This window comes from Pacificibacter maritimus (genome assembly GCF_003814915.1).
GTDB lineage: Bacteria > Pseudomonadota > Alphaproteobacteria > Rhodobacterales > Rhodobacteraceae > Celeribacter > Celeribacter maritimus.
In genome coordinates, this window is sequence record NZ_RKQK01000001.1 from 1,316,649 (window position 1) to 1,340,519 (window position 23,871).

Annotated in this window: 21 protein-coding genes; 15 read left to right on the forward strand and 6 right to left on the reverse strand. The window is 52.3% G+C overall.

Annotated features, from left to right (window positions below; genetic code table 11):
• Positions 1–24: 24 nt before the first annotated feature.
• On the reverse strand, positions 25–942 hold the full coding sequence (locus EDD53_RS06155) for a LysR family transcriptional regulator (protein ID WP_123792267.1): 918 nt from the start codon (positions 940–942) through the stop codon (positions 25–27).
• Positions 943–1,089: 147 nt separating this feature from the next.
• On the opposite strand from EDD53_RS06155, the gene chvE reads away from it, so the two are divergent.
• The 8 genes from chvE to EDD53_RS06195 all read left to right on the forward strand — a co-directional run bounded on the left by chvE (position 1,090) and on the right by EDD53_RS06195 (position 11,110).
• Positions 1,090–2,139: a multiple monosaccharide ABC transporter substrate-binding protein gene (gene chvE, locus EDD53_RS06160; protein ID WP_123792268.1), complete on the forward strand. Its 1,050-nt coding sequence runs from the start codon at positions 1,090–1,092 to the stop codon at positions 2,137–2,139.
• 65 nt (positions 2,140–2,204) lie between these two features.
• The gene (gene mmsA / locus EDD53_RS06165) at positions 2,205–3,725 is read left to right on the forward strand and encodes a multiple monosaccharide ABC transporter ATP-binding protein (RefSeq protein ID WP_123792269.1); all 1,521 of its coding nucleotides are present in this window, start codon (positions 2,205–2,207) and stop codon (positions 3,723–3,725) included.
• A gap of 9 nt (positions 3,726–3,734) precedes the next feature.
• Positions 3,735–4,925, forward strand: a complete 1,191-nt coding sequence (gene mmsB / locus EDD53_RS06170) for a multiple monosaccharide ABC transporter permease (RefSeq protein ID WP_123792270.1) — start codon at positions 3,735–3,737, stop codon at positions 4,923–4,925.
• Between the two features lie 8 nt (positions 4,926–4,933).
• Positions 4,934–6,676 (forward strand): L-arabinonate dehydratase, encoded by a 1,743-nt coding sequence (araD, locus tag EDD53_RS06175; RefSeq protein WP_123792271.1) that lies wholly within the window; start codon positions 4,934–4,936, stop codon positions 6,674–6,676.
• Positions 6,676–7,596, forward strand: coding sequence for a Gfo/Idh/MocA family protein (locus EDD53_RS06180; RefSeq protein WP_123792272.1), 921 nt, complete (start codon positions 6,676–6,678; stop codon positions 7,594–7,596). The genes araD and EDD53_RS06180 overlap by 1 nt, the downstream gene beginning before the upstream one ends.
• A gap of 26 nt (positions 7,597–7,622) precedes the next feature.
• Complete coding sequence (locus tag EDD53_RS06185) at positions 7,623–8,537, forward strand: dihydrodipicolinate synthase family protein (RefSeq protein ID WP_123792273.1); 915 nt, start codon at positions 7,623–7,625, stop codon at positions 8,535–8,537.
• A gap of 23 nt (positions 8,538–8,560) precedes the next feature.
• Positions 8,561–10,069, forward strand: a complete 1,509-nt coding sequence (locus EDD53_RS06190) for an aldehyde dehydrogenase (NADP(+)) (protein WP_123792274.1) — start codon at positions 8,561–8,563, stop codon at positions 10,067–10,069.
• Between the two features lie 144 nt (positions 10,070–10,213).
• Complete coding sequence (locus tag EDD53_RS06195; protein WP_211331587.1) at positions 10,214–11,110, forward strand: MBL fold metallo-hydrolase; 897 nt, start codon at positions 10,214–10,216, stop codon at positions 11,108–11,110.
• An 81-nt stretch (positions 11,111–11,191) separates the two neighbouring features.
• Here EDD53_RS06195 and EDD53_RS06200 read toward each other — a convergent pair whose 3' ends face one another.
• Complete coding sequence (locus tag EDD53_RS06200) at positions 11,192–11,713, reverse strand: hypothetical protein (protein ID WP_123792275.1); 522 nt, start codon at positions 11,711–11,713, stop codon at positions 11,192–11,194.
• 281 nt (positions 11,714–11,994) lie between these two features.
• Between EDD53_RS06200 and EDD53_RS06205 the strand changes: the two genes are divergently transcribed.
• Positions 11,995–13,014, forward strand: coding sequence for a TRAP transporter substrate-binding protein (locus EDD53_RS06205; RefSeq protein ID WP_123792276.1), 1,020 nt, complete (start codon positions 11,995–11,997; stop codon positions 13,012–13,014).
• Between the two features lie 372 nt (positions 13,015–13,386).
• Here the strand turns inward: EDD53_RS06205 and EDD53_RS06210 are convergent, their stop codons facing one another.
• Genes EDD53_RS06210 through EDD53_RS06225 form a run of 4 tightly spaced genes read right to left on the reverse strand, consistent with a single transcriptional unit; the run spans position 13,387 to position 17,426 of the window.
• Complete coding sequence (locus tag EDD53_RS06210; RefSeq protein WP_170162693.1) at positions 13,387–15,312, reverse strand: TRAP transporter large permease; 1,926 nt, start codon at positions 15,310–15,312, stop codon at positions 13,387–13,389.
• Between the two features lie 29 nt (positions 15,313–15,341).
• Positions 15,342–16,115 carry a cyclase family protein gene (locus EDD53_RS06215; protein ID WP_123792278.1) on the reverse strand — a complete coding sequence of 258 codons (774 nt, stop codon included), beginning with the start codon at positions 16,113–16,115 and terminating at the stop codon, positions 15,342–15,344.
• A 36-nt stretch (positions 16,116–16,151) separates the two neighbouring features.
• Complete coding sequence (locus EDD53_RS06220) at positions 16,152–16,484, reverse strand: Rieske (2Fe-2S) protein (RefSeq protein ID WP_123792279.1); 333 nt, start codon at positions 16,482–16,484, stop codon at positions 16,152–16,154.
• A gap of 9 nt (positions 16,485–16,493) precedes the next feature.
• Complete coding sequence (locus EDD53_RS06225) at positions 16,494–17,426, reverse strand: VOC family protein (RefSeq protein WP_123792280.1); 933 nt, start codon at positions 17,424–17,426, stop codon at positions 16,494–16,496.
• Positions 17,427–17,572: 146 nt separating this feature from the next.
• Here EDD53_RS06225 and EDD53_RS06230 point away from each other — a divergent pair, with 146 nt between their 5' ends.
• From EDD53_RS06230 to EDD53_RS06255, 6 genes are all read left to right on the forward strand, one after another.
• Positions 17,573–18,478, forward strand: coding sequence for a LysR family transcriptional regulator (locus EDD53_RS06230; protein WP_123792281.1), 906 nt, complete (start codon positions 17,573–17,575; stop codon positions 18,476–18,478).
• A 93-nt stretch (positions 18,479–18,571) separates the two neighbouring features.
• Positions 18,572–19,693: an FAD-dependent monooxygenase gene (locus EDD53_RS06235; RefSeq protein WP_123792282.1), complete on the forward strand. Its 1,122-nt coding sequence runs from the start codon at positions 18,572–18,574 to the stop codon at positions 19,691–19,693.
• A 32-nt stretch (positions 19,694–19,725) separates the two neighbouring features.
• Positions 19,726–20,886, forward strand: coding sequence for an alpha/beta hydrolase family protein (locus EDD53_RS06240; RefSeq protein ID WP_123792283.1), 1,161 nt, complete (start codon positions 19,726–19,728; stop codon positions 20,884–20,886).
• On the forward strand, positions 20,883–21,548 hold the full coding sequence (locus EDD53_RS06245; protein WP_123792284.1) for a glutathione S-transferase family protein: 666 nt from the start codon (positions 20,883–20,885) through the stop codon (positions 21,546–21,548). The genes EDD53_RS06240 and EDD53_RS06245 overlap by 4 nt, the downstream gene beginning before the upstream one ends.
• Positions 21,549–21,599: 51 nt before the next feature.
• Positions 21,600–22,559 carry a fumarylacetoacetate hydrolase family protein gene (locus EDD53_RS06250; RefSeq protein WP_123792285.1) on the forward strand — a complete coding sequence of 320 codons (960 nt, stop codon included), beginning with the start codon at positions 21,600–21,602 and terminating at the stop codon, positions 22,557–22,559.
• A 317-nt stretch (positions 22,560–22,876) separates the two neighbouring features.
• Entirely contained in the window at positions 22,877–23,869 is a 993-nt protein-coding gene (locus tag EDD53_RS06255; protein ID WP_123792286.1) for a TRAP transporter substrate-binding protein, read from the forward strand.
• Positions 23,870–23,871: the final 2 nt, after the last annotated feature.

The following is a 23,871-nucleotide window of genomic DNA, read 5'->3' on the forward strand; positions in this document are numbered from 1 at the left end:
TGACAGGCACGACGAAAACAGATCTTAGAAAGACCGCATCACTTCGTCTAAAACCCGCGCCGCTGCGCGCGACAAGTGTTGGTTTGCTTTGCGAATGATAAAATAGGGTGGCACTTTGATTTGGTTTTTCAAATCCAACACTCGAAGTTTGTCATCACCAAAGCTGCGCGTCAGCAATTGTGCAGCCTCATCCACAACCGTTGCAATCGTGTTTGATTGCGCCAAAAGACCCAATGTCACCAGCAAAGACGATGTGTTGGTGACTTGTCGCGGCACGGCCGCGCCTTCGTCGACGAAGGCGTTTTCTAAGGCATGCCGAATGGGGGAGCCGCGTTCCTGAATGGTCCAATCGAAGTCCTGTAAATCCGTAAGTGTCAGATTTTTCTTATCTGCCAAGGGGTGCTCTTTGCGCACGATCAGTGACACGGTTTCGGCATGGGCAGGCGTAAGGTTGAAGGCGCGCGTGTCATGCAAGGTGCTTAAGCGCGAAATGATAAAATCAAACTGACCTTCTTCCAAAGCCCGCACAAGGGTGCTCGACGGCGCGACTTCCAACGTGGCTTCAATATTTGGGGCCTCGCGCTTGACCTTTAAAATGGCGGGCACAAGGCTGCGAACGGCGGGGCCTGTGACAGCACCGATGCGCACTTCACCTGAATTTCCCGCCCCTAAGGAAACCATATCGGTTTCAAGGTTTTCAAACGCTGTCAGTATGGATTGAGAGTGGCGCAAGAATGATTTGCCCGCTTGTGTTAGGGTCATACCACGTGGTCCACGATCGAACAGTGCAGAGCCAATCGACGTTTCGATGTCAGTCAAAATACGCGATGCGGCAGGCTGCGACATATTTGTGGCCTCAGCCGCAAGTTGCAACTTTCCCGATTGGGCGATGTGATGCACCAATTTCAAATGTTGTGATTTCAGGCGCTTGGTGAAACTCATTCAGCCATACCATTTTTGTTATTCAATTAATCGATAATTAGATTTGTTAGGTATGTCTATAAAATATAGGTTTGCAAGAATGTGGCGTAGCGCGTCACATCAAATCGTGAGCGCCGATTCTAAAAAGGCGCGTCTGGGAGGACACACATGACACTCAAATCAATTTTACTGTCTGCCACGGCAGCCACACTTATTGCATCGGGAGCATTTGCAGAGGGAAACGTTGGCATCTCAATGCCCACCAAATCTTCTGCACGTTGGATTTCCGACGGTGACTCAATGGTATCGCAACTTGAGGCCGCAGGTTTTAAAGCAGATCTTCAATACGCAGAAGACGACATTCCAAACCAATTGGCTCAGATCGAAAACATGATCACCAAGGGCGTGGATGTGTTGGTGATCGCCGCAATCGACGGGACAACCCTATCGAATGCTTTGGAAAACGCTGATGCGGCAGGCATCGAAGTCATCGCATATGATCGCCTCATCCGTGACAGCGCTCATGTTGATTACTACGCGACTTTCGACAATTTTAAGGTCGGCGTCCAACAAGCATCCAGCCTTGTCTCAGGCCTAAAGGCGCGTTTTGGCGAAGGCCCCTACAACGTCGAATTGTTCGGCGGCTCACCTGACGACAACAACGCCTATTTCTTTTATAACGGCGCGATGTCAGTGCTTGATCCGCTCATCGAAGCGGGTGACGTAAACATCGTTTCTGGCCAAATGGGCATGGAAACTGTGGGCACTTTGCGCTGGGATGGCGCAGTCGCACAAGCACGTATGGATAACCTGTTGTCAGCCCATTACACGCAAGACACCATCCACGGCGTACTCTCGCCATACGACGGGCTATCCATTGGTATTTTGTCGTCATTGAAGGGTGTCGGGTACGGATCTGGCGATCTCAAAATGCCGATCGTCTCGGGGCAAGATGCAGAAGTGCCTTCTGTAAAATCCATGCTCGCGGGCGAACAATATTCAACAGTCTTTAAAGATACGCGCGAATTGGCGCGGGTCACAGTTGGAATGGTCGAAGCATTGGTGAACGGCACAGAGCCTGAGATCAACGACACCGAAACCTACGATAACGGCGTCAAGGTGATCCCGTCATACTTGCTAGAACCCGTGTCGGTTGATGCAAGCAATTGGAACGAAATCCTAGTCGATTCTGGCTATTATTCCGCTGACCAATTCTAAGCATTTTCCCTGACAAAGCTGTTCGTGGTCCCATCCACGAACAGCCCTAAAAACGAGTCCCCACCATGTCCCTTTTGTTGGAAATGAAGTCCATCACCAAGGAATTTCCTGGAGTGAAGGCATTGGACAACGTCAGCCTGACCGTTGAAACTGGCGAAATCCACGCAATTTGCGGTGAAAACGGGGCTGGGAAATCCACCCTGATGAAGGTTCTGTCTGGCGTTTACCCGACGGGTTCCTACGACGGAGAAATCCATTTCGATGGCGCGCACAGTACGTTCAAAGCCACTTCCGACAGCGAAGCCAAAGGCATCATTATCATCCACCAAGAGCTTGCGCTTGTGCCGTTATTATCGGTCGCGGAAAATATTTTCCTAGGCAATGAACGCGCCAAAAATGGCGTGATGAATTGGCACGAAACTTTTGATCGCACCAAGGGCCTACTGGCCAAAGTCGGGCTGTCAGAAAACCCCGCCACCTTGGTCGACACCTTGGGTGTGGGCAAACAGCAACTGGTCGAAATCGCCAAAGCGCTGTCCAAAGATGTGCGTCTTTTGATCCTTGATGAACCGACTGCGGCTTTGTCAGAAGCAGACAGCACTACACTTTTGGACCTGATGCTTGAATTGAAACGCCAAGGTGTCACTCAAATCATCATCAGCCATAAACTGAATGAAATCAAACGTGTGGCCGACAAAATCACGGTTATTCGTGATGGTGCCAGCGTGTCGACTCTTGATCTTGTGCAAGGCGAAGTGTCTGAAGATGACATCGTGCGCGACATGGTTGGTCGCGATATGTCGCAGCGCTACCCCACCCGCAGCCCGCGCGCAGGCGATATGCTGATGGAAGTCAGCGATTGGAACGTCTGGCACCCAGATCACGGCGATCGTCAAGTCATCGAAGGTGCAGGTTTCAATGTGCGTGCGGGCGAAGTCGTGGGTATCGCAGGCCTGATGGGCGCAGGGCGCACGGAACTTGCCATGAGCCTTTTCGGGCGCTCATACGGACAAAAAATTTCGGGGCAGATCAAAATTAGAGGCAAGGATACAGTTTTGAAAGACGTGCCAGCAGCAATTGATGCAGGCTTGGCTTACGTCACCGAGGATCGCAAATCTTTGGGCCTGCTTTTAGATGATACCATTCAGCGCAATACCACCCTTGCGAACCTGCCAAAGATTGCGACGCGCGGTATTTTGGATGAAGGCAAAGAGGCCGACATCGCAGAAGGCTACCGTAAATCTTTACAAATCCGCACCCCATCCGTGCAGCAAATCGTTGGCAATCTGTCTGGAGGCAATCAGCAAAAGGTCGTGTTGGCCAAATGGCTGTTCACCGAACCCGATGTGTTGATCTTGGATGAACCGACCCGTGGCATTGATGTGGGCGCGAAATATGAAATTTACGGTCTCATAAATGATCTATCTGCCCACGATAAAGGGGTTGTGATGATTTCATCTGAGCTGCCCGAACTTTTGGGCATGTGTGATCGCATTTACGTCATGAACGAAGGCAAAATCGTGGGCGAATTATCAGCGCAAGATGCCAGCCAAGAGCGCATCATGTCGATGATCGTGACCAATTGAGGAAAAGAAATGACAGATAAAACTGCACAACCCGCCCAGATGGATGTGAAATCCTATTTGGCCAAACACCTTCGTGAATACGGTCTACTGGTTGCTCTGATCGCCATCATGGGGTTCTTTCAAATCATGACAGACGGCACCATGTTGCGCGCCGTAAATATCACTAACCTGTTCTTACAAAACAGCTATATCATCATCATGGCGCTTGGCATGTTGGTGGTCATTGTCGCGGGGCATATCGACCTTTCGGTGGGATCGGTTATGGGGTTTGTCGGCGCTTTGGCGGCTGTTTTGATCGTTAATTGGGACATGAGCGTTTGGACAACAATTCCCATCTGTCTCGTCGTTGGCGGATTGATTGGGGCCGCCCAAGGCTATTGGGTCGCCTATTGGAAAATCCCAAGTTTTATCGTGACGCTTGCAGGTATGTTGGTGTTTCGCGGCATGTCTTTGTGGCTGCTTGAAGGCCAATCTGTTGGCCCCTTCCCGAAAGAGTTTCAGATCCTGTCCACAGGGTTTGTGCCTGATGTCTTTGGCATTGGTCGCCCGAATGGCACAGCGCTTGCAGCAGGCGCAATCGCGATCAGCGTGATCTTATGGCTGGGCTTGCGCGGACGCGCTCGCAACCGTCAATATGGGGTACCTGATGAACCCATGGCGTTCTTTGTGATACGCAATGCCATCGTGATGGGCGCATTGATGTTTGTGGCGTATAAATTATCCACATTCCGCGGCCTGCCAAACGTGTTGATTTCGATGGCGCTTTTAACCGTGGTCTATGCCTTTATCACAGAAAACACAGTGATCGGTCGCCGCATTTACGCGCTTGGAGGCAATGAAAAAGCCGCCAAACTGTCAGGTACACGCACCGAACGGTTAACATTTTTGGCCTTTGTCAACATGGGCGTTCTGGCGGCCTTCGCGGGATTAATCTTTGCGGCGCGTCTCAACACAGCCACGCCCAAAGCGGGCTTTGCTGTAGAGCTTGATGTGATCGCAGCCGTGTTTATCGGCGGGGCATCCATGTCTGGTGGATCAGGTAAAATTATCGGCGCAGTCGTCGGCGCCTTCATCATGGGCGTGCTGAACAACGGCATGTCGATCATGGGCATCGGCATCGACTATCAACAGATCATCAAAGGGCTGGTGTTGCTCGCAGCTGTGATTTTCGACGTCTACAACAAACGCAAACAAAGCTGAGGCAGAACATGACTTTTACTCCCGCAAAATGGCCTCGCACGCTTCGCAGTCAACATTGGTACGGCGGCACATCACGCGATGCGATTTACCACCGTGGTTGGATGAAAAACCAAGGCTACCCAAGTGATGTCTTCGATGGGCGTCCTATCATCGGCATCATGAACACATGGTCTGATTTGACCCCCTGCAATGGCCACCTGCGCGAGCTGGCAGAAAAAGTCAAAGCTGGCATTTGGGAGGCAGGCGGATTTCCTGTCGAAGTGCCTGTGTTTTCGGCTTCAGAAAACACATTTCGCCCAACGGCGATGATGTTTCGCAATCTTGCGGCGATGGCAATAGAAGAACAATTGAGCGCTCAGCCCATTGATGGGGCTGTGTTGCTGGTGGGCTGCGATAAAACCACACCAAGCCTTATCATGGCAGCGGCCTCCACAGATATTCCATCTATCGTGGTCACAGGTGGGCCAATGCTCAACGGTTCTTTTCGCGGCGAACGCGTTGGCTCTGGCACGCATCTGTGGAAATTCTCGGAAGCCGTGAAAGCAGGCGAGATGTCGCAAGAAGATTTCCTTGAGGCCGAACAATCTATGAGCCGCTCTAGCGGGACATGCAACACAATGGGCACGGCATCGTCGATGGCATCCATGGCCGAAGCTTTGGGCATGGCTTTGTCTGGCAATGCGGCCATCCCAGCCGTGGACAGCCGCCGCCGCGTTATGGCGCAAATATCAGGACGCCGCATTGTGCAAATGGTCAAGGACGACCTGAAACCATCAGACATTTTGACAAAGGACGCCTTTGAAAACGCGATCCGCACCAATGCCGCTATCGGCGGATCGACCAATGCTGTGATCCATCTTTTGGCGATCGCAGGGCGTGTGGGTATTGATTTAACATTAGATGATTGGGATCGCTGCGGGCGCGATGTGGCGACAATTGTGAACCTTATGCCATCGGGAAAATACCTGATGGAAGAATTTTTCTACGCAGGCGGCTTGCCTGTGGTGCTGCGCAATCTTGGCGAAGCAGGTCAGCTGCATAAAGACGCACTGACCGTATCTGGCGATACCATTTGGTCGGATGTCAAAGATGTACAAAACCACAACGAAGACGTAATTCGCCCCGCCCAAAACGCATTGACGCAACAAGGTGGGATCGTCGTGCTTAAGGGCAATCTTGCCCCCAAAGGCGCGGTTCTGAAACCTTCAGCCGCTTCACCGCATTTGTTGAAACACCGTGGTCGTGCGGTCGTCTTTGAAGACATCGATGATTACAAAGCCAAAATCGAAGATGATGATTTGGACATCGACGAGACCTGCATCATGGTGCTGAAAAACTGTGGCCCCAAAGGCTATCCTGGCATGTCCGAGGTCGGCAATATGGGTTTACCCCCCAAGGTTTTGAAAAAGGGTATCACAGATATGGTGCGTATTTCTGATGCGCGCATGTCAGGCACAGCCTACGGCACAGTTATCTTGCATACAGCCCCAGAAGCCGCAGCAGGCGGGCCTTTGGCCGTCGTGCAAAACGGCGATATGATTGAAGTGGATGTCGACGCGCGCAAGTTGCAACTTGATATTTCACAAGCCGAACTTGACGCACGCTTGCAAAACTGGTCACCGCCAAAAGACGTGGCAAAAACGGGCTATGGCTGGCTGCACCACGCCCATGTCGAAGGTGCTGATACAGGCGCGGATCTTGATTTCTTAAAAGGATGTCGCGGCGCCCCAATTCCAAAGGAATCTCATTAATGGAAATCGCATTGGTCGGCATTGGTGAAATCGCTAAGGCACAACATATCCCTTCTATCGCGGCCTCGCCCAATTGGAAATTGGCCGCCACAGTATCGCGCTTTGCAAACTTACACGACGTGCCTAACTTTACGGATTTTGACGAGATGCTCAGCGCTTGCCCAAATATCCGTGTTGTATCTTTGTGCACACCGCCTGTGCCCCGTTTCAACTATGCTTTGGCGGCGCTGAAAGCGGGGCGTCATGTGATGTTAGAAAAGCCCCCAGGCGCGACCTTGAGCGAATGCCAAACATTGCTGGATGTTGCGAAAGACCAAGGTGTGACGCTGTTTTCGACATGGCACTCACGCGAGGCTGTGATGGTACAATCCGCCAAAGAGTGGCTGGCAGGTGCAATAGTGCACGACCTGCAAATCATTTGGAAAGAAGACGTGCGCCGCTGGCACCCCGATCAGGAATGGATATGGGAACCGGGCGGAATGGGAGTGCTTGATCCAGGCATCAATGCCTTGTCGATCTTGACTGAAATCCTGCCTGATCCAATCCATATTCGCGCTGCGCGTCTTGACGTGCCTGAAGGCCGGCAAACGCCAATCGCTGCCTTTTTGGAGTTCGCGCATCCACATGGTGCGACAGTCACAGCGGATTTGGATTGGCGTCAAACTGGACCGCAGACTTGGGATATAAAAGCGCAAACAGACAAAGGCACATTGCATCTTAGCCAAGGCGGTGCGGTCCTTGAAATCAACGGAGCCCCCGTGAATGCACCGCATAATCACGGCGAATACCTCTGCCTTTACACCAAGATGGCCAACCTTGTGGCCAAAGGGGAATGCGATGTCGATCTCGCGCCACTCCGCCATGTGGCGGATGCATTCATGCTGGGACATCGCGCGACGACAGACCCCTTCGACTGGTAAATCTCTTTTCCGAAAAGGACATCTCTATGACCGCAACCTATTCTGGCATTTGGCCCGTTGCGCCCACGCCCTTTCACCCTGACGGCACCCTAGATCTTGACGGAATGAAACGCGCCCTTGATTGCTTGATCGACCAAGGTGCTGACGGCATTTGCATTCTCGCGAATTTTTCGGAACAGTTTTTGATCTCGGATGACGAGCGCGAAATCCTGACCCGTTTGTGCATGGACCATGTCGACGGACGCGTGCCTGTCATTGTCACGATCAGCCATTTTGCAACCCCGATTGTTATTGCGCGCGCGCAGCTCGCAAAGGATTTGGGCGCTCATAGCGTGATGATGATGCCGCCTTACCACGGGGCTTTGCTGAAAGGCACAGCGCAACAAACCTATGAGCAATTCGCAGCCGTGGGCAAAGTCGGCATCCCGATTATGGTGCAAGATGCACCTTTGTCTGGCGTTGATTTACCCACCTCTTTATTGGTGAAGATGGCGCAAGAAATTGAAATGGTAAAACTGTTCAAAATCGAATGCCCACGCGCAGCAAATAAGCTGCGTGATCTTATTGCGATGGGCGGCGATGCCATCGAAGGCCCGTTTGACGGCGAAGAAGGCATTACCCTGCTTGCCGATCTTGATGCGGGTGCGACGGGTTCTATGACCTCGGGCATGATTGTCGATCAAATCAAACCTGTACTGACGGCCCATCGCGAAGGCCGCTTTGATGATGCCACAGCGGCCTACGGTCGTGTTGCGATGGTCATAAACCACGAAAACCGTCAATGCGGCTGGCAATCTTGCAAGGTCGCGATGGTTGCTGGTGGTGTCATCAAATCCGACTTCTGTCGTCACCCGATCCCTCAGCTCCACCCTGATATCAAGGCGCGCCTTATCTCGCTGCTGACACCGCTGGACCCTTTGGTTCTGCGTTGGGGTCGCTGAAACACATATTTTAGGAACATGCTATGACTTTTACACCACACGGAAAATCCCTGATCGCAGGACAGTGGATCGCAAGCAGCAGCCACTTCACAAGCGCGCCAAGCCACGGTGCTGCCCATGTTTTTTCCAACGGCACATCAGAGATGGTGAATGAAGCTGTCGAAGCCGCAGAAGACGCATTTTGGAGCTACGGCTACAGCTCCGCTCAAGAACGCGCCACATTTCTGAATGCGATCGCCGATGAAATCGACGCACGCGCCGATCAGATCACCGACATTGGCACCCGCGAGACAGGCCTGCCTGAGGGACGTTTGCAAGGCGAACGTGGACGTACTGTTGGCCAGTTGCGCATGTTTGCGACGCATATTTTGTCAGACGACTATCTGGATTTGCGTCACGACAAAGCATTGCCTGATCGCACACCTTTGCCGCGTTCAGATTTGCAAATGATCCAACGCCCTATCGGCCCTGTTGCCGTTTTCGGTGCCTCTAATTTCCCACTCGCATTTTCCACCGCGGGCGGTGACACAGCAGCAGCCTTGGCTGCGGGTTGTCCTGTGGTTGTCAAAGGCCACCAAGCCCACCCTGGCACAGGCGAAATCATTGCCGAAGCCATCCATGCGGCCATTCAGTCTTGTGGTGTGCACCAAGGCGTTTTCAGCTTGGTTCAAGGTGACACAATCGAGGTCGGCCAGACCTTGGTGCAACATCCCTTGATCACTGCGGTGGGCTTTACGGGGTCACTGCGCGGCGGGCGCGCTTTGTTCGATCTTTGCGCCGCGCGTCCCAATCCCATCCCGTTCTTCGGTGAACTTGGATCAATCAATCCGATGTTCTTGTTGCCCCACGCGGTTGCAGCACGCGGGAGTGAAATTGCGGCGGGCTGGGCTGGGTCACTCACCATGGGCGCGGGGCAGTTTTGCACCAATCCTGGCGTTGCGATTGTGACCGAAGGTCCAGAGGCCGATGCGCTTGCCGAAACGATGAAAACCGCATTGGCCGAAACTACGCCCCAAACCATGCTGACCTCAGGAATCGCAAAGGCATATGTGAGCGGGCGCGATACCGTGAAAGAAGCAGCACACATTGAAACCCTGTTGACGTCAAAATGCGAAGCGCGCAGCGCAACCCCCAGTTTTTTCAAAACGGATGCGCAGACATGGCTTTCAACCCCTGCAATACAAGAAGAGGTTTTTGGTCCGCTGGCCATCATGGTTACCGTCAAAGATACGTCTGAAATGCAAACAGTCGCCAAGGCGCTACAGGGCCAACTTACTTGCACATTGCATATGGACAGCGGTGACCTTGAAATGGCGACAAAACTGTTGCCAATTTTGGAACGCAAAGCAGGGCGCTTGCTTGCCAACGGGTTCCCGACGGGCGTCGAAGTCTGCGATGCAATGGTACATGGTGGGCCCTACCCCGCATCGACAAACTTTGGCGCAACATCAGTTGGCACATTGGCTATCCGCCGCTTTCTGCGGCCTGTATGTTACCAAGACATGGGTGCGCTCAGTCCGATTACACAGTAAAGGCACAAAGGGCAGCAATGACACCAATAGGCAATTGATCCGTAATGTTCACAAAATCAATCTTAGACATTATATCAATCAATTTCTATGATAGGTATTCGCACTTTAGTCTGCTGCGAAGAACTTTATTGTAAAGGAAATACCATGCCAGCTCCGTCCTCCGTTATCACCCTTGGTACAGCAGGTGGCCCGATGCAGAACCCAGCACGTGCACAGCCTGCACATGTTCTGATGAATGGCCAGAACCCTATCCTAATTGACTGCGGTGAAGCTGCAATGGGGCAGTTGAAACGCGCAGGTATTGAATACCGCGACGTGAATCACATTTTTCTAACGCACCACCATTTCGACCATATCGGCAGCCTTTTCGCCTGCCTTGGCTTGAACATGATGACACAGCGCCGCCAACCGCTTTGCATCTACGGGCCTGCAGGCACGCAGTCTATTGTTGATGGTTTATGCGCGGCTTGTGATGTGCCAAACGCCATTGGTTTCGGAATTCCGGGGCAACAGCTTCCACACCCACGTGACTTTGTGAAAGTGACAGAGATTGCGCCAGGCGATGAGATCACGCTGGACGATCTAAAAATGACATGCTGTGAAAACACACATTACCGCACCGAAGATCAATTCGGCCAAGAAGGTCACGTGTCGCTGTCTTTGCGTTTTGATCTGGCGGATCGTAGTGTCGTGTTTACGGGCGACACCGGCCCTTGCGAGGCACTTATCACGCTCAGTCAAGGCGCGGATCTGATCGTTGGCGAAATGATGGACCTTGATATCACTTTGGGGCGCATTCGCGGCTTGAACAAGGACATGCCTGAAGATCGCATTCAGATGATCAAATCCCATTTGTCAAAGCACCACATCAATGCAGAAGATCTTGCGAATATTGCAAAATCATCAGGCGCAAAAGAAGTTGTCGCTGTGCATTTCCCTCCTGGAATCGCGACTCCAGATACAGCGCAAGGCTATGTTGACCGCGTTGCCGCTATTTTTGATGGGAAGTTCTCAATCGGGCAGGATCTCGCAGAATACTAAGCCCTTCGTGCGAATTTAGTGACCAACGAAAAACACCCGCTCTTTTGGAGCGGGTGTTTCTTTGTGTAATGTCAGGGCGATTTAATTCGCCGTGATAACAACCTCAACCACACCTTCGTCTACAAGCGTGATTTCATTGGTGCCTTCGGTGTGACCGATATCGTAACGGTTCAGCAAAACAGTGCCGCCACCCATTGAGATGTCGTAAACACCAGAAATCACAGAATCACCGTCAGTGTAGTCGCCTTTGGCGTAAAAGCGGATGACGTCACCGAATAGGAACATGTCTGCAGAAGCTGTTTCGCCAGCCGCAATCAGAACACCGGGAGGGCCCGATTTACCAAGAACAGGGCCTGCAACTGCGTCTGGCATTGTGCCATTCATTGGGCGGGGGTCACCTTCAAGGATTGTTGTGACAAACGCCTCGGACAGGCCGCCCTCTGGTGTGAACATGACGGGTGATGCTTTAACTGCGTCAACAACGATCAAGGGCGCAATTACGCCTTCGGCCATATTGTTGGTGACGGAAATATTGTAATCGTTTGCAGTTGCCGCTGAGGCCGCGCAAACAGCCAATGTTGCTGCTGTGATTAACGTCTTCATGATGGTCTCCTCCCATTAGTGAAACTCCTGAGCCAGATTGAATTCTGACCATGAGTTTCTTGAACGCTGCTTGGACGTTATGCCAAGGACAATGCATTTAAAAAACGGAATTGAAAAATACTATTCATTGACATTATCAATAAATAAGAAAGGATAGATATGCATTTACAATACCAATACTATACATTCAATGAATTCAATTCCGAAACATGTGATATGGACGTAGGCTAAAATTCAAAAGGGCGACCCGTGGTCGTTTCAATTATTTCTGGGAGGAAAATATGCGCAAGAATCTAACTGCACTCTGTCTGGCCGCAGCAACGGCACTGACACCACTGGCAACATCAGCTGAGCGCCTTGTGTTTGGCACAGGCAATGTTGTGATCCATCCGCTCAACGAACGCATTATGACCCCGTGGGCAGAGCGCGTGAACGCCGAAGCGAACGGCGCCGTTGACATCAATGTGCGTCACGGTCAGATGCTGGTAAACGGGGGGAACTACGTTGACCGTGTGCAAGACGATGTTGTCCAGATCGCCTTTGGGATGCTGGTTTTCAATCCTGGACGCTTCCCGCGGTCACTCGTTTCAACTGTGCCATTTATCGAAGGGTCAGCCGAAGCCAGCTCATTGGCCTACTGTAATCTATACGAGGCAGGTGCCTTTGATGACGAATTGGACGATTTCCAGCCCCTTATGTTCGTCCCCTTCCCGCAGTCTTCAGCACATACCAATGGCGGCCCCTTGACGACAATGTCCGATCTTGATGGCAAAAAGATCATGGTTGGTAGCCCGATCGCCTCTGAAATCGTTTCAGCCTATGGCGGTGCGCCTTTGTCCATCATCCTGCCCGAGCAATATCAAGCTTTGCAGCGCAGCACTGCGGATGGCAACTTTATGACCTTCACCGCCTTCCCTGCGTTCAATCTTGATGAGGTGACTTCAGATCACCTTTTGGTGCCACTGGGTGGCGCAACTGGAATGGTCTTCATGGATCGTGAACGATTCGATGCCCTTTCAGATGAAGCAAAAACTGCACTTGGCGCGGATTCAGTCTGTGAGAGATCACGCGAAGCTGGGGCGGAAGTTGACCTTTGGGAAGCAGAATCGATGGCCTATGTGAAAGCTCAAGGGCACACAGTCAACGAAATTGATCCTGAAGAATTTGCAGCAATGCGTGACAATCTAGGCGAACGCATTTTCAAAACCTTTGCAGATCGCGCGCCTGATGGCGAAAATTTGCTCGCGGAGTGGATCGATGCAATTGACGCTGCACGTCGTGAGATCGGTGAAATCGAATAGCATCACCTTCAATACATAAACGAGCAAGGCAAGGGCGTTCGAGCAATCGAGCGCCCTTACTTTATGAAACGCGGAGTTGAGAACTCTGAACTGCCCGCCCCGCGCCTGCGGCAGGGCCACTGCCTGAGAACGACGTCTACAAGCGCCAGCCAAGCATAGCACCCCTAACGAGCCCCCCAATCAGCACAGTCCCTTTCGTCAACGCATTGCGCTACCTCCATCGAGGCAAGCACAGGTAAAGACCGCTAAAGGACGACCGCACAGACAACGGGTGGTGTAAAAAAGAAAGGCGCCCCGAAAGGGACGCCAATCAAAGATCCAAGCGGCTAGCAGCCAAGGATCATATTTTACCAAGCTTTTACATGTGCTCAGCTACATCGTTGAAGGCAGCCACAGCGCAAGTGCAGGAAACGCCACAAGCAGAATGATCTTGATGAAATCCGCAACGATAAACGGGACAACGCCTTTCATCACAGTGCCAAGACGCACAGTCGGATCAATGCTTTTTATGATGAACAAGTTCATTCCAAACGGCGGTGTGATCATACCAATCTCGACCACAACCAGCATCAAAATGCCCCAGAACAGCATGTCATAGCCCAGATCTAGAATGATCGGCGTGACGACTGGCAAGGTGATAATCATCACGCCAAAGCTGTCCATGATCGACCCAAGCAACAGATAGATCACAATCAACAAGCCCAGAATAAAGATCGGCCGCGCGTCAATGCTGGCGATCCAAGCGCTGACCATATCAGGCGCGCCCCCGAGGTTGATAAAGAACGCGAACATCAGGCCACCAAAGATCAAGGCATAGATCATCGCAGTGGTTGCTGTGGTTTCCGAAAACACTTGAAGAATTGAATTGCGGTTCAACTTCCCGCGCATGAACGCAAGTGCAAAGGCACTGACAGCGCCAACGGCCGCACTTTCGGTCGCGGTGAACAAGCCCCCGTAGAGACCACCGATGACGATGCCGAACATGGCAACAACAGGGAACGACCCTTTTAGGGCAGGCAATAGATCTGACAGGCTGCCAGAGTCTGCTTCTGGCGCGGAGCCAGGGTTGAGACGCACGACAGCGAAGACAGCAGCGAAATACAAAAACACAGCCAAAATCGCAGGAATCATCGCTGCAACGAAAAGGTCACCGATGGATGATTCAGTGAGCAAAGCGAACAAGATGATCACACCAGATGGAGGCACCAAAGCGCCCAAAGTGCCCCCAGCCGCGACGCTGGCTGTAGACAAAGTCGGCGCATATCCAGACTTTTTCATAGCAGGCAATGCCATGCGGCCAAAGGTGGCAGAGGTTGCGATTGAATTCCCCGAAACGGCACCAAAGCCCGCGCAGCCTGCGATTGTGGCATAGGCTAGGCCTCCACGAAAACGGCCCAGCATCGCGTTGCCAAGGCGGAAAAGGTCATCAGACACGCCCGCCACGACCGAGAAGGCGCCCATAATCAAGAACATCGGTAAAGTTGCTACTTGTTCGTTGCGCAAGAAATCAGCCGCGTCACCTGCGAAGGTATTCATCGACGCAGCTCCACCGACAAAGGCAACTGTACCAGAAACCCCAATCATCGCGGTCACTGTGGCCAAGGGCAGCTGAAGAAGCACAGCCAACCAAAGCAGCACAAAGCCGATAATCGCAGCCAAGCCAGGGTGTGCGAAAACAAAGTCAGAAAACGCAGCAAAATCTAACACAGCCCATAGCGCTGTGCCGCCAGCCAACACGCCAAAGGCGACGACCAGAAACCAAACAATCAGCGAAGAACGCTGTGTTCCTTTTACGACCAAAGCGTCTTCTACATCTTGGATGATGTTGAAAACTTGAACAACAGCAGCTGCCCCCATGGCGAAACAGATGCCAAAATATGTTGGTGCAAGCGGGAGTTGCAGCAAAGATGACGCTCGCCCTTGGTCATGATACCGCAACGCCAACCCGAAAAGTCGCCACGCCAGCATGGCAAAAAAGGTAAACAACATAATCGAGCCTGCGACCTTGAGCCAAGCCGTCAGACGGGCCCCTGTCAAATGCGCCAACAGATCAATTTTAAGGTTCACACGGCTTGCAGCACCAGCAGGCAGGGTCAATGCAATGGCGATTGCGAAAACAGCCGACATGATTTCGTTCAGGGCAAAGACTGAAACGCCGAACAACCAGCGGCCCAAAACATCGGCGACGATTGTCAGCGCGCCAAGCATAGCAACTGTGATGGAAATGATTGAAATCACGCCCGTTATTTTGTGCAACCATGCAAAACGCTTAGGCATATTTTGTTGCGCTTGTTTCATCTGTGATTCTCTTTCTGCAGACATGATCGTTAGCCTTCCAAAATAGCAACGGGTCGGCACCAGCCAGCAGAGCCTTTGGCGACCTTGACAGGTAGGGCGATGACCTCAAATCCAGTAGATGGCAATTGATCAAGATTTGCCAGTTTTTCCATATGGCAATAGATCGCGTCGGCGCCGGCTTTATGGCCTTCCCAAAAGATCGACCAATCGCCCGTTTCACGCGCACGCGCCGCCTGCCCCATCAAGGGCGGATCCCAACTCCATGCGTCAGTGCCGCAAACTTTGACACCGCGATCTGTGAGATAAAGTGTGGCTTCGCGTCCCATGCCGCAGCCTGTAGCAACATAGTCAGGATGCCCGTATCGCGCACCAGCGGCTGTATTGATCAAAACGATATCGCCAGCTTCCAAGGTGTGGCCGATCCGCGCCAGTTCCGCTTCGACTTCGTCTGCTGAAATAGTATGGCCATTGGGGCGATCGCGAAAATCAAATTTCACACCACGACCAAAGCACCACTCTAACGGAACTTCGTCGATTGTGATGGCGCGTTCACCGCCATTCATTGTTGGATGATAATGCCATGGCGCATCCATGTGGGTGCCGTTATGCGTTGTGATAACGCAGCGCTCGACTGCAGCGCCTGCGCCATCGCGCAAAGCCCCATCGGGTAGGCCGAACATCTCACTGAACTCAGCTGCGCCAGCTGCATGATCAACATAGGTGAGTTGCGGCGCCAAGGGTGGTGGATCAGATTGCACCTGATCCGTTAGGCTTACCGCCAAGTCAATAATCTTGCGTGGCATTTTTTCTCCCCCGTAGTCCGCTGTGGCAGACTACTTTTATGCTCTTTCACCAAAGACCTGACCATCCTCCACAGTGATCAGCAGCGGCGTTAGCGCTTGTCCCAAACATGGTCCGATAACGCAAACGCCATCTTCAATCTGAAACAAGGCGCCATGGGCTGCACACATGATGCGGTCCTTGGTGCCATTTAGAAATTCGTCTTTTTTCCAGCCCAGCGGTGCACGGTCGTAATGGGGGCAGTTATTGACATAGCCAAAAACTGTATCCCCCCGCCGTACAAGCAGCCCTTGATCGCGCCCTCGCGGCCCCGGCAAAACACCCTTGGAGCCGCCGTCTGGAATATCCGTCAAGGCGCACAAAAGCTGCATTGCTGCACCTTAACCTTTGCCGGGGGGCGGACCACCTGTTGGGGCCCACTTTTCGACATTTTCAAACAAGAACAACTGAGCGGCTTCTTTGCTCATGGGTACTTCGCGTTCGACCCACTCACCGTCATGTTTATCCATGTCTGCGTCATATTCAACATGTGTGCCCAAAGGCGAGTTGAAGTACCAGAACCAGTTTGACCCGAATTTGTGACGCCCCGGCCCCCAAAAGCTTGCATAGCCTTTTTCGACCATACGCGAGCCTGCCAACATCAATTCTGTTGGGCCTTGCATGTGGAACGCCAAGTGTTCGATGCCTTGCATGAAGGGCGGCGTTTGGATCATGAACAACACGTGGTGGTCGTCATTGGCCTGTGGGCGCAAGAACGGGCCTGTGTTGGTGAATTTATCGGTTACGACAAACCCCAAACGATCCGTATAGAAGCTGGCCATAACATCGATATCAGGCACGAAATACACGATGTGACTTAGGGTGCGTGGTCTTGCCTCTGCATCCTGATTAGATCCGATGACATTCGGAGCACGTCCAGGTGTTGCACCAGGCGAATTGATCAATTCTGCAGGCAGATCCAATTTGATACGCTTCGTTATACGAAACGCGATTTCAAAACCCGCGTCGTCTTTCGTGCGCAACGTGCCGTCTTCGGCCTTTGCAACATCGCGGTCTTTGGACAGCTCTGCCTCGATTTCGTCAAGCGTTGCTTGATCTTCAACACCCCAGATCGTCAAGCGCAACAGGCTGGACGTTTTCAATGGAGCTGGCAAAGACGCGTCGTTTACATCGCGCACTGTCACTGCCGTTTTGTCGAGCGCTTCAAAGCGCCCCTCGCCTGCGTCAATCAAGCCGTAGTCGGCCAAAAACGTTGCGCAAGCGTCGATATTGTCGACTCCAAATACCAATTCATCTGGACCAATTATACGCATTAAGACCTCCCCTGTCGGCTTTTGTAGAAAGATGTATCGAAAGCTAACCCATCCATAAAATTGTAAGATTTGATGCAATGCATTGATTGTTGAAATACATAAACTTTACGCTATTGTCTATATAGCTCACTTGGGAGGACGCAAGAATGAGATTTAAGAAACTCGATTTGAACCTATTGGTCGCCTTGGACCACATGATCGAATTACGGTCAGTATCCGCGGCAGCCGACAAAATGTTCATGAGCCAATCGGCCATGTCCAATGCTTTAACGCGTCTGAGGGATTATTTTGATGACCCGCTATTGGTGCAAGTGGGACGTCGAATGGAAGTCACGCCGCGCGCAGAATCCATGCGCCTTGCGATTCGTGACATTCTTGTACGCATAGAGGCCACGATCGATTCTCAACCTGAATTTCGCCCAGAAGAATCCACACGCACCTTTAACCTGTTGCTGTCTGACTACAGCCTACGGGTTTTGATGCCGACTGTCTTTCGATTGATCGACTCACAAAGTTCGACCATCAAGTTGAATCTGCGCGCCCAAACAGAACTGCCGCAGGTTTTACTCGAGCGCGGCGAAATTGATCTTCTGATCTCTCCCGAGATGTTCATTTCTGATGATCACCCTGCCTCACTGTTATACCAAGACAACTACGTTGTGGCGGCTTGGGCTGGCGGAAAATACGGCAACGTCACGATGGATCAAAAGATGTATGAAACGGCATCCCATGCGGTCATGGTGCCACCGAATGCGGCAAAGTCCTATGAATCCGCCCTTTTGGCGCTGGCTGGGATTGAACGGCAGATCGACGTTAAAACCTTTTCATTCACAAACCTACCGCATCTCATCACCGGCACAGATCGCGTTGCCACCATCCACGCACGCTTGGCCAAACTTGTCGCGCAACAAGCTGAACTGGTTACCTATCCCATCCCTGCCGATCTTCCGCCATTGCGACAAATGCTTCAGTGGCACGCTTACCGCGAGAATGATCCAGGTATCATTTGGTTGCGCGGCCTGTTGGAGCAAGCCGTCGCGGAGCTTGATTAGGTATTCACAGGGTCGATAGTCGGGATTGCACCTTTCAATTTTCAAAATGCATCGCCAACTTCTATTTACCAGTAAAACGGGGAGGAATATTACATGACTGTAACTTCGGCATTGATTATTGGCGGCGGTATTGGCGGCCTAACAGCAGGAATCGCTCTGCGACAAAAGGGGATTGCTGTCGACATCATCGAACGTGACCCCACTTGGTCCGTCTATGGCGTTGGTATTATCCAGCAGATGAACGTTGTTCGCGCCATGAATGATCTCGGTGTTCTTGAGAACTACCTGTCGCATTCCTACGGGTTCGATAGCACCACGCTTTTTGTTGGACCCGCTGGTGTTCAAGAGGCGAAATTCGACACGCCCAAGCTTGCTGGCCCAAACAACCCGTCAAACGCAGGCATCCGCCGCCCAGATTTGCAAAAGGTTTTGGGCGAAGGCGCTAAAGCCAACGGGTGTAATGTGCGACTAGGCTTGACCGTCACAAATATGGATGACGATGGTGCTGGCGTTGACGTGACATTTTCGGATGGCACTACAGGGCGTTATGATATTGTTGTTGGCGCTGATGGTGTCTTTTCAAGCACACGCCAAGCGATCTTACCCGATGCACCAAAACCGAATTACACAGGGCAGTGGGTATGGCGCTACAACCTGCCGCGCCCTGCAGAGGTCGATGGTATTCACATCTTCGCAGGCCCCTTCAACGGTGGTTTCGTTCCCATGCAAGAAGATCTGATGTATGTCTTCTTGCTCAGCGAAGAGCCTGACTCAAAACCCATCCCTGTCGAGGGATCCGCCGCAGCTATGGTTGCGCGCGCAAAAATGCCGCCGCCTCAATTTGCTGCGATTTTGGACCAGATCACGGATGACGCAGGCGTTGTTGCGCGTCCACTTGAAACCATCTTCCTTGAAGGCGATTGGTCCAAAGGCCGTATCGTACTGATCGGCGACGCCGTTCACGCGTCTACACCTCAGCTTGCCCAAGGCGCTGGCATGGCCATCGAAGACGGCCTTGTGCTTGCGGATGAATTGGCAAAAGCCGCAACACCAGAAGAAGCTTTTGCTGCTTACCGCACCCGTCGCATGCCGCGCGTTGCGCATGTCGCTAAGAACTCTATTCGTATCGGCGATATGCAGATGGGCAAGATCGAGCCCTTCAATGTGGGTGAACTGACAGGCCAGACGATCGGCTTGATGGTTCAACCTATTTAATTTTAAGACACATCTGAAAAGGACCAGTTGATATGGCTCTGTTTGAATATTTTCCCAACTATGTTTGGAATCTCTCTGTTTCCATCGCAATGGCCAGTGGCGCAGAGCTGGGGGAAATCATGGACATGTGCCAGCCCCTGCTGGCCAAAGCCGAAGCTGGTGAAGACGCTGGCACCGTTGAGTTCATGCAAGAATGGATGAAAATGGCGGACAAGCTGGTCGCACTGGCCGAAGAAGATGAAGCCAAAGGTCGGATGCTGTCCGCGGGTCCAAAGCGCCAGCGTGCAGCACTTTACTACCTGACCGCAGAGCGGATGCAGGCCCATGGCAGCGAAAACCGCCTTGCGACCTTCAAAAAGGGTATCGCAAATTTCAAACAGGGCACTGAGCAAGCTGGTGAAACTGTGCGCCGCGTCGAAGTTCCCTACGGCGACACAACATTGGCCGCGCTCTTTACCCCTGCTGAGGGTGTCGAAGGTCCGCAGCCTTGTGTGGTTTACCTCAACGGTTTGGACAGCAACAAAGAACTGCTTTACTGGTCCCGCCTGCCCCAAGAATTGGCAAAACGCGGCATCGCATCGCTTTGTGTAGATCAACCTGGCACAGGTGAAAGCCTGCGTTTGCAAGGCCTTCCTGCAATGTGGAAATCCGAAGACTGGGGAACACCAGTTTATGAATACCTTGCAGCGCGCGACGATATCGACAGCGCACGCATTGGTATCACAGGTATTTCCTTGGGTGGCTATTACGCGCCGCGCGTCTGTGCCAACGAGCCACGCTATGCCTCTGGCGCAGTTTGGGGTGCAAACCACAACTGGGCTGAAGTCCAACAGCGCCGGATCAACCGCGAAGGCGAAAACCCTGTACCGCATTACTGGAAGCACGTGCATTGGGTATTTGGGGCGGACGGCCAAGAGGACTTCATCGAAAAGTCCAAGGGCATGAACCTAAACGGTCAAATGGAGAAAATCAAAGTGCCGTTCCTTGTGACGCACGGAGAATTTGACCGTCAGATCAGCCTTGATTACGCGCACCAAAGCTACGACCAACTGGTCAACTCTCCACGCCGCGAGCTTAAGATCTTCACTCCGCGTGAAGGCGGTGTCGAACACGTTGGTGCTGACAACATGAGCTTTGGTCGCCACTACATCGCGGATTGGTTTGCCGAAACTCTTGGTGGACGCTTGGCATGAGCCTAACGTTATATGCAGCACCGGGCGCCTGTTCACGCGTCCCTATGATGACGCTTGAAGAGGCGGGTGCTGACTATGACGTCAAGCTTGTTCGCTTTATGAAAGGCGAACACAAACGGCCTGACTATCTGGCGATGCATCCTGCGGGCAAAGTCCCGCTTTTGATGACAAACGATGGCCCTGTGACGCAGAACGTCGCGATTGCGCGCTATTTGGCAGCGCAATTCGATGGCCTGCTGCCCAAGGCTGCGACAGCTTTTGAAGACGCACAAATCACTGCTGATCTCGCGTTTTGCGCCGATACCGTTCATCCCGTCGTCACGCGGATGCGTATGCCGATGTTTATGGTGGAGGGCGACGAAGCGATGGCCTCTGTGCGCGCCAAAGCGATGGATGCGATGGCACCTTTGGCCCAGCTCATCAACACGCGGCTTGGTAAGGGCAACTGGTGGTACGGTGACGCATGGTCCGTGATGGATGCCTATGTTTACTGGATCTGGTTTCGGATCACAGGCGCAGGCTTTTCTGGCGCAGAGTTTTCCCATTGGGCCGCGCATGCCGCCGCAATGGAGTTGCGCCCAGCGATCCAGCGCGCGCTGGCAAAAGATGCTGAATTGCAAGCGACCCTCGAAGCCGAAGGCCTTGCCCCAAAATTCAAATAAACAAAAGGGCAGCAACGATATCGTCGCTGCCCTCTTCACAGGAGGAATACCATGAAATTCGCCACATTGCCGAACGGAACGCCTGATGGTGCTTTGCATGTTGTCAGCCGTGACCTGACCCGATCGACCCCCGCCAAAGGTGTCGCCACGCTGCAATCTTTGATCGAAAACTGGGAGGCACATGCGCCCGCACTGCAAGAGCAATACGCAGCCGTCAATGATGGCGAAGGCACGCCATTTGATCAGTCTGCGGCATTGGCCCCGTTGCCGCGTGCATGGCAGTGGCTCGACGGGTCTGTCTATGACAGCCATGGCGACCTGATGCAAAAAGTGTTCAAGATGGACCCTGTCCCAAAGGGCCGCCCTTTGATGTATCAGGGCATGTCCCACGAATTTTTGCCTGCGACCGCTGATGTGCCATTTCCCTCGACCGATGACGGTATTGATTTTGAAGGCGAATTCGGGATCATCTGTGACGCAGTGCCAATGGGCGTGACGGCGCAAAATGCCAAAAGCCATATTCGACTTTTGGTACAAATCAACGATTGGTCTTTGCGTACAGTTGCCCCTATCGAAATGAAAACGGGCTTTGGTTGGGTACAAGCCAAACCAGCCTGTTCTGTGGCCCCTGTTGCTGTCACCCCTGATGAATTGGGGGATGCATGGCGTGACGCGCGTGTCGATCTGCCCTTGATGGTAGAACTGAACGGCAATCAGTTTGGCGCGGCAGAAGGCTATCACATGTCATTCGGTTTCGATGATTTGATCGCGCACGCGGCACGCACGCGTAATCTCGCGGCAGGGACAATCATCGGATCAGGCACCGTGTCCAACGAAAACTTCCGCGAGGTCGGGTCATCTTGCCTTGCAGAGCGCCGTGGCATCGAAATGTTGGACACAGGGGCGCCTCAAACGCCTTACATGTCGTTCGGAGACCACGTTAAAATGGAATGTCGCACACGCGATGGACAGCCCATTTTTGGAGAGATTTCTCAAAAAGTGGTACAATAATACAGTCGCCTGCACGCGACGTTTCAATCACGTTGCGTGCAGGCGGTTCTCTTAAACCTGCCTCATGTCTCACGGCTGCGTTGCCGCCGCGCTCTATCAGGTGAAAGACCCGTCGAGACCCAAGGTCAACAGTGCAGGCGCATGTCTTTATTTCTCTGCGCTGCGAATTATTTTTCCCTTTGTTTACAATAAAAAGTGGCGTTTTTTCTATGACGGTCAACGCCGAAGCGGGTGCGTTTCAAGCATTTAGTTGCTAACACAAGTTGCTATAGCAACTAAATTGAGTAAGATGGAGCTTAGTATGGGAGGATACTAATATGAAAAATTGTCTAAAACGCGCAGCTTATGCTGCTGTATTTGCAGCTCTTTCTGGAACGAATCTGGCATCAGCTCAGGAAATGAAACTCGCTGACTTCTTGCCACCACAGCATGCGTATCAAGAACAGGTTTATGGCGTTCTTGCAGAAAAAGTGGCGGAGGCAACGGGGGGAGATGTCACTATCAAAGTCTTTCCTGGCGGTGCCCTTGGCGGCAACCCTGTGGAACAATACGACCGCGCCTTGAATGGTGTTGCCGAGATTGCATTTTCTTTGCAAGGCTACACAGCGTCCAAATTCCCTATGACCTTGATGGTTGAATTGCCTGGCGTTGTGAATGAACAAAACGCGACAGACGCACTTTGGGATAATTTCGAATACATTAAAGACGAATACAAACGGGTGCACTTGTTGTCACTTTGGACCAATGGCGAAAACGTGCTTTATACCCGCGATAAAGCAGTACGCAGCCTTGCCGATGTCAAAGGTTTGAAAATTCGCGTGCCCTCAAAAAATGCGGGTCTGGTGGTGGAAAGCTGGGGTGGCGTTCCGCTGTCGATGCCAATGCCAGAGATTTACAACGCATTGCAAACGGGCGTGATTGATGGCGTTTTGATCGACAGCACTGCGACCTATGCCTTCCGTTTTGGTGAAGTGGCCAAATATGTGACGGCGGGTATGAATGCGTCGATTTCACCATTTGCCTTGTTTATGAACCGCGATGCTTACCGTGATCTGACCGATGAACAACAAGCGGCGTTTGACGAAATTGGCCGCGAAATTTCGACCATCGCCAACAAAGTCCAGCTGGAGGGTGTCGCGTATGGGCGCAAGCTGTTTATCGATATGGAAGATAACGAATGGATCGACCTTTCGCCTGAAGCTGCTGCGGAATTTAATGCGGCTTCTGCACAGGTGATCGAAGATGTGGTCAGCGAAGCCGAAGCCAAAGGGCTAAACGCCCGCGCATTTGTTGCAGCGCTGCAAGAGTAACT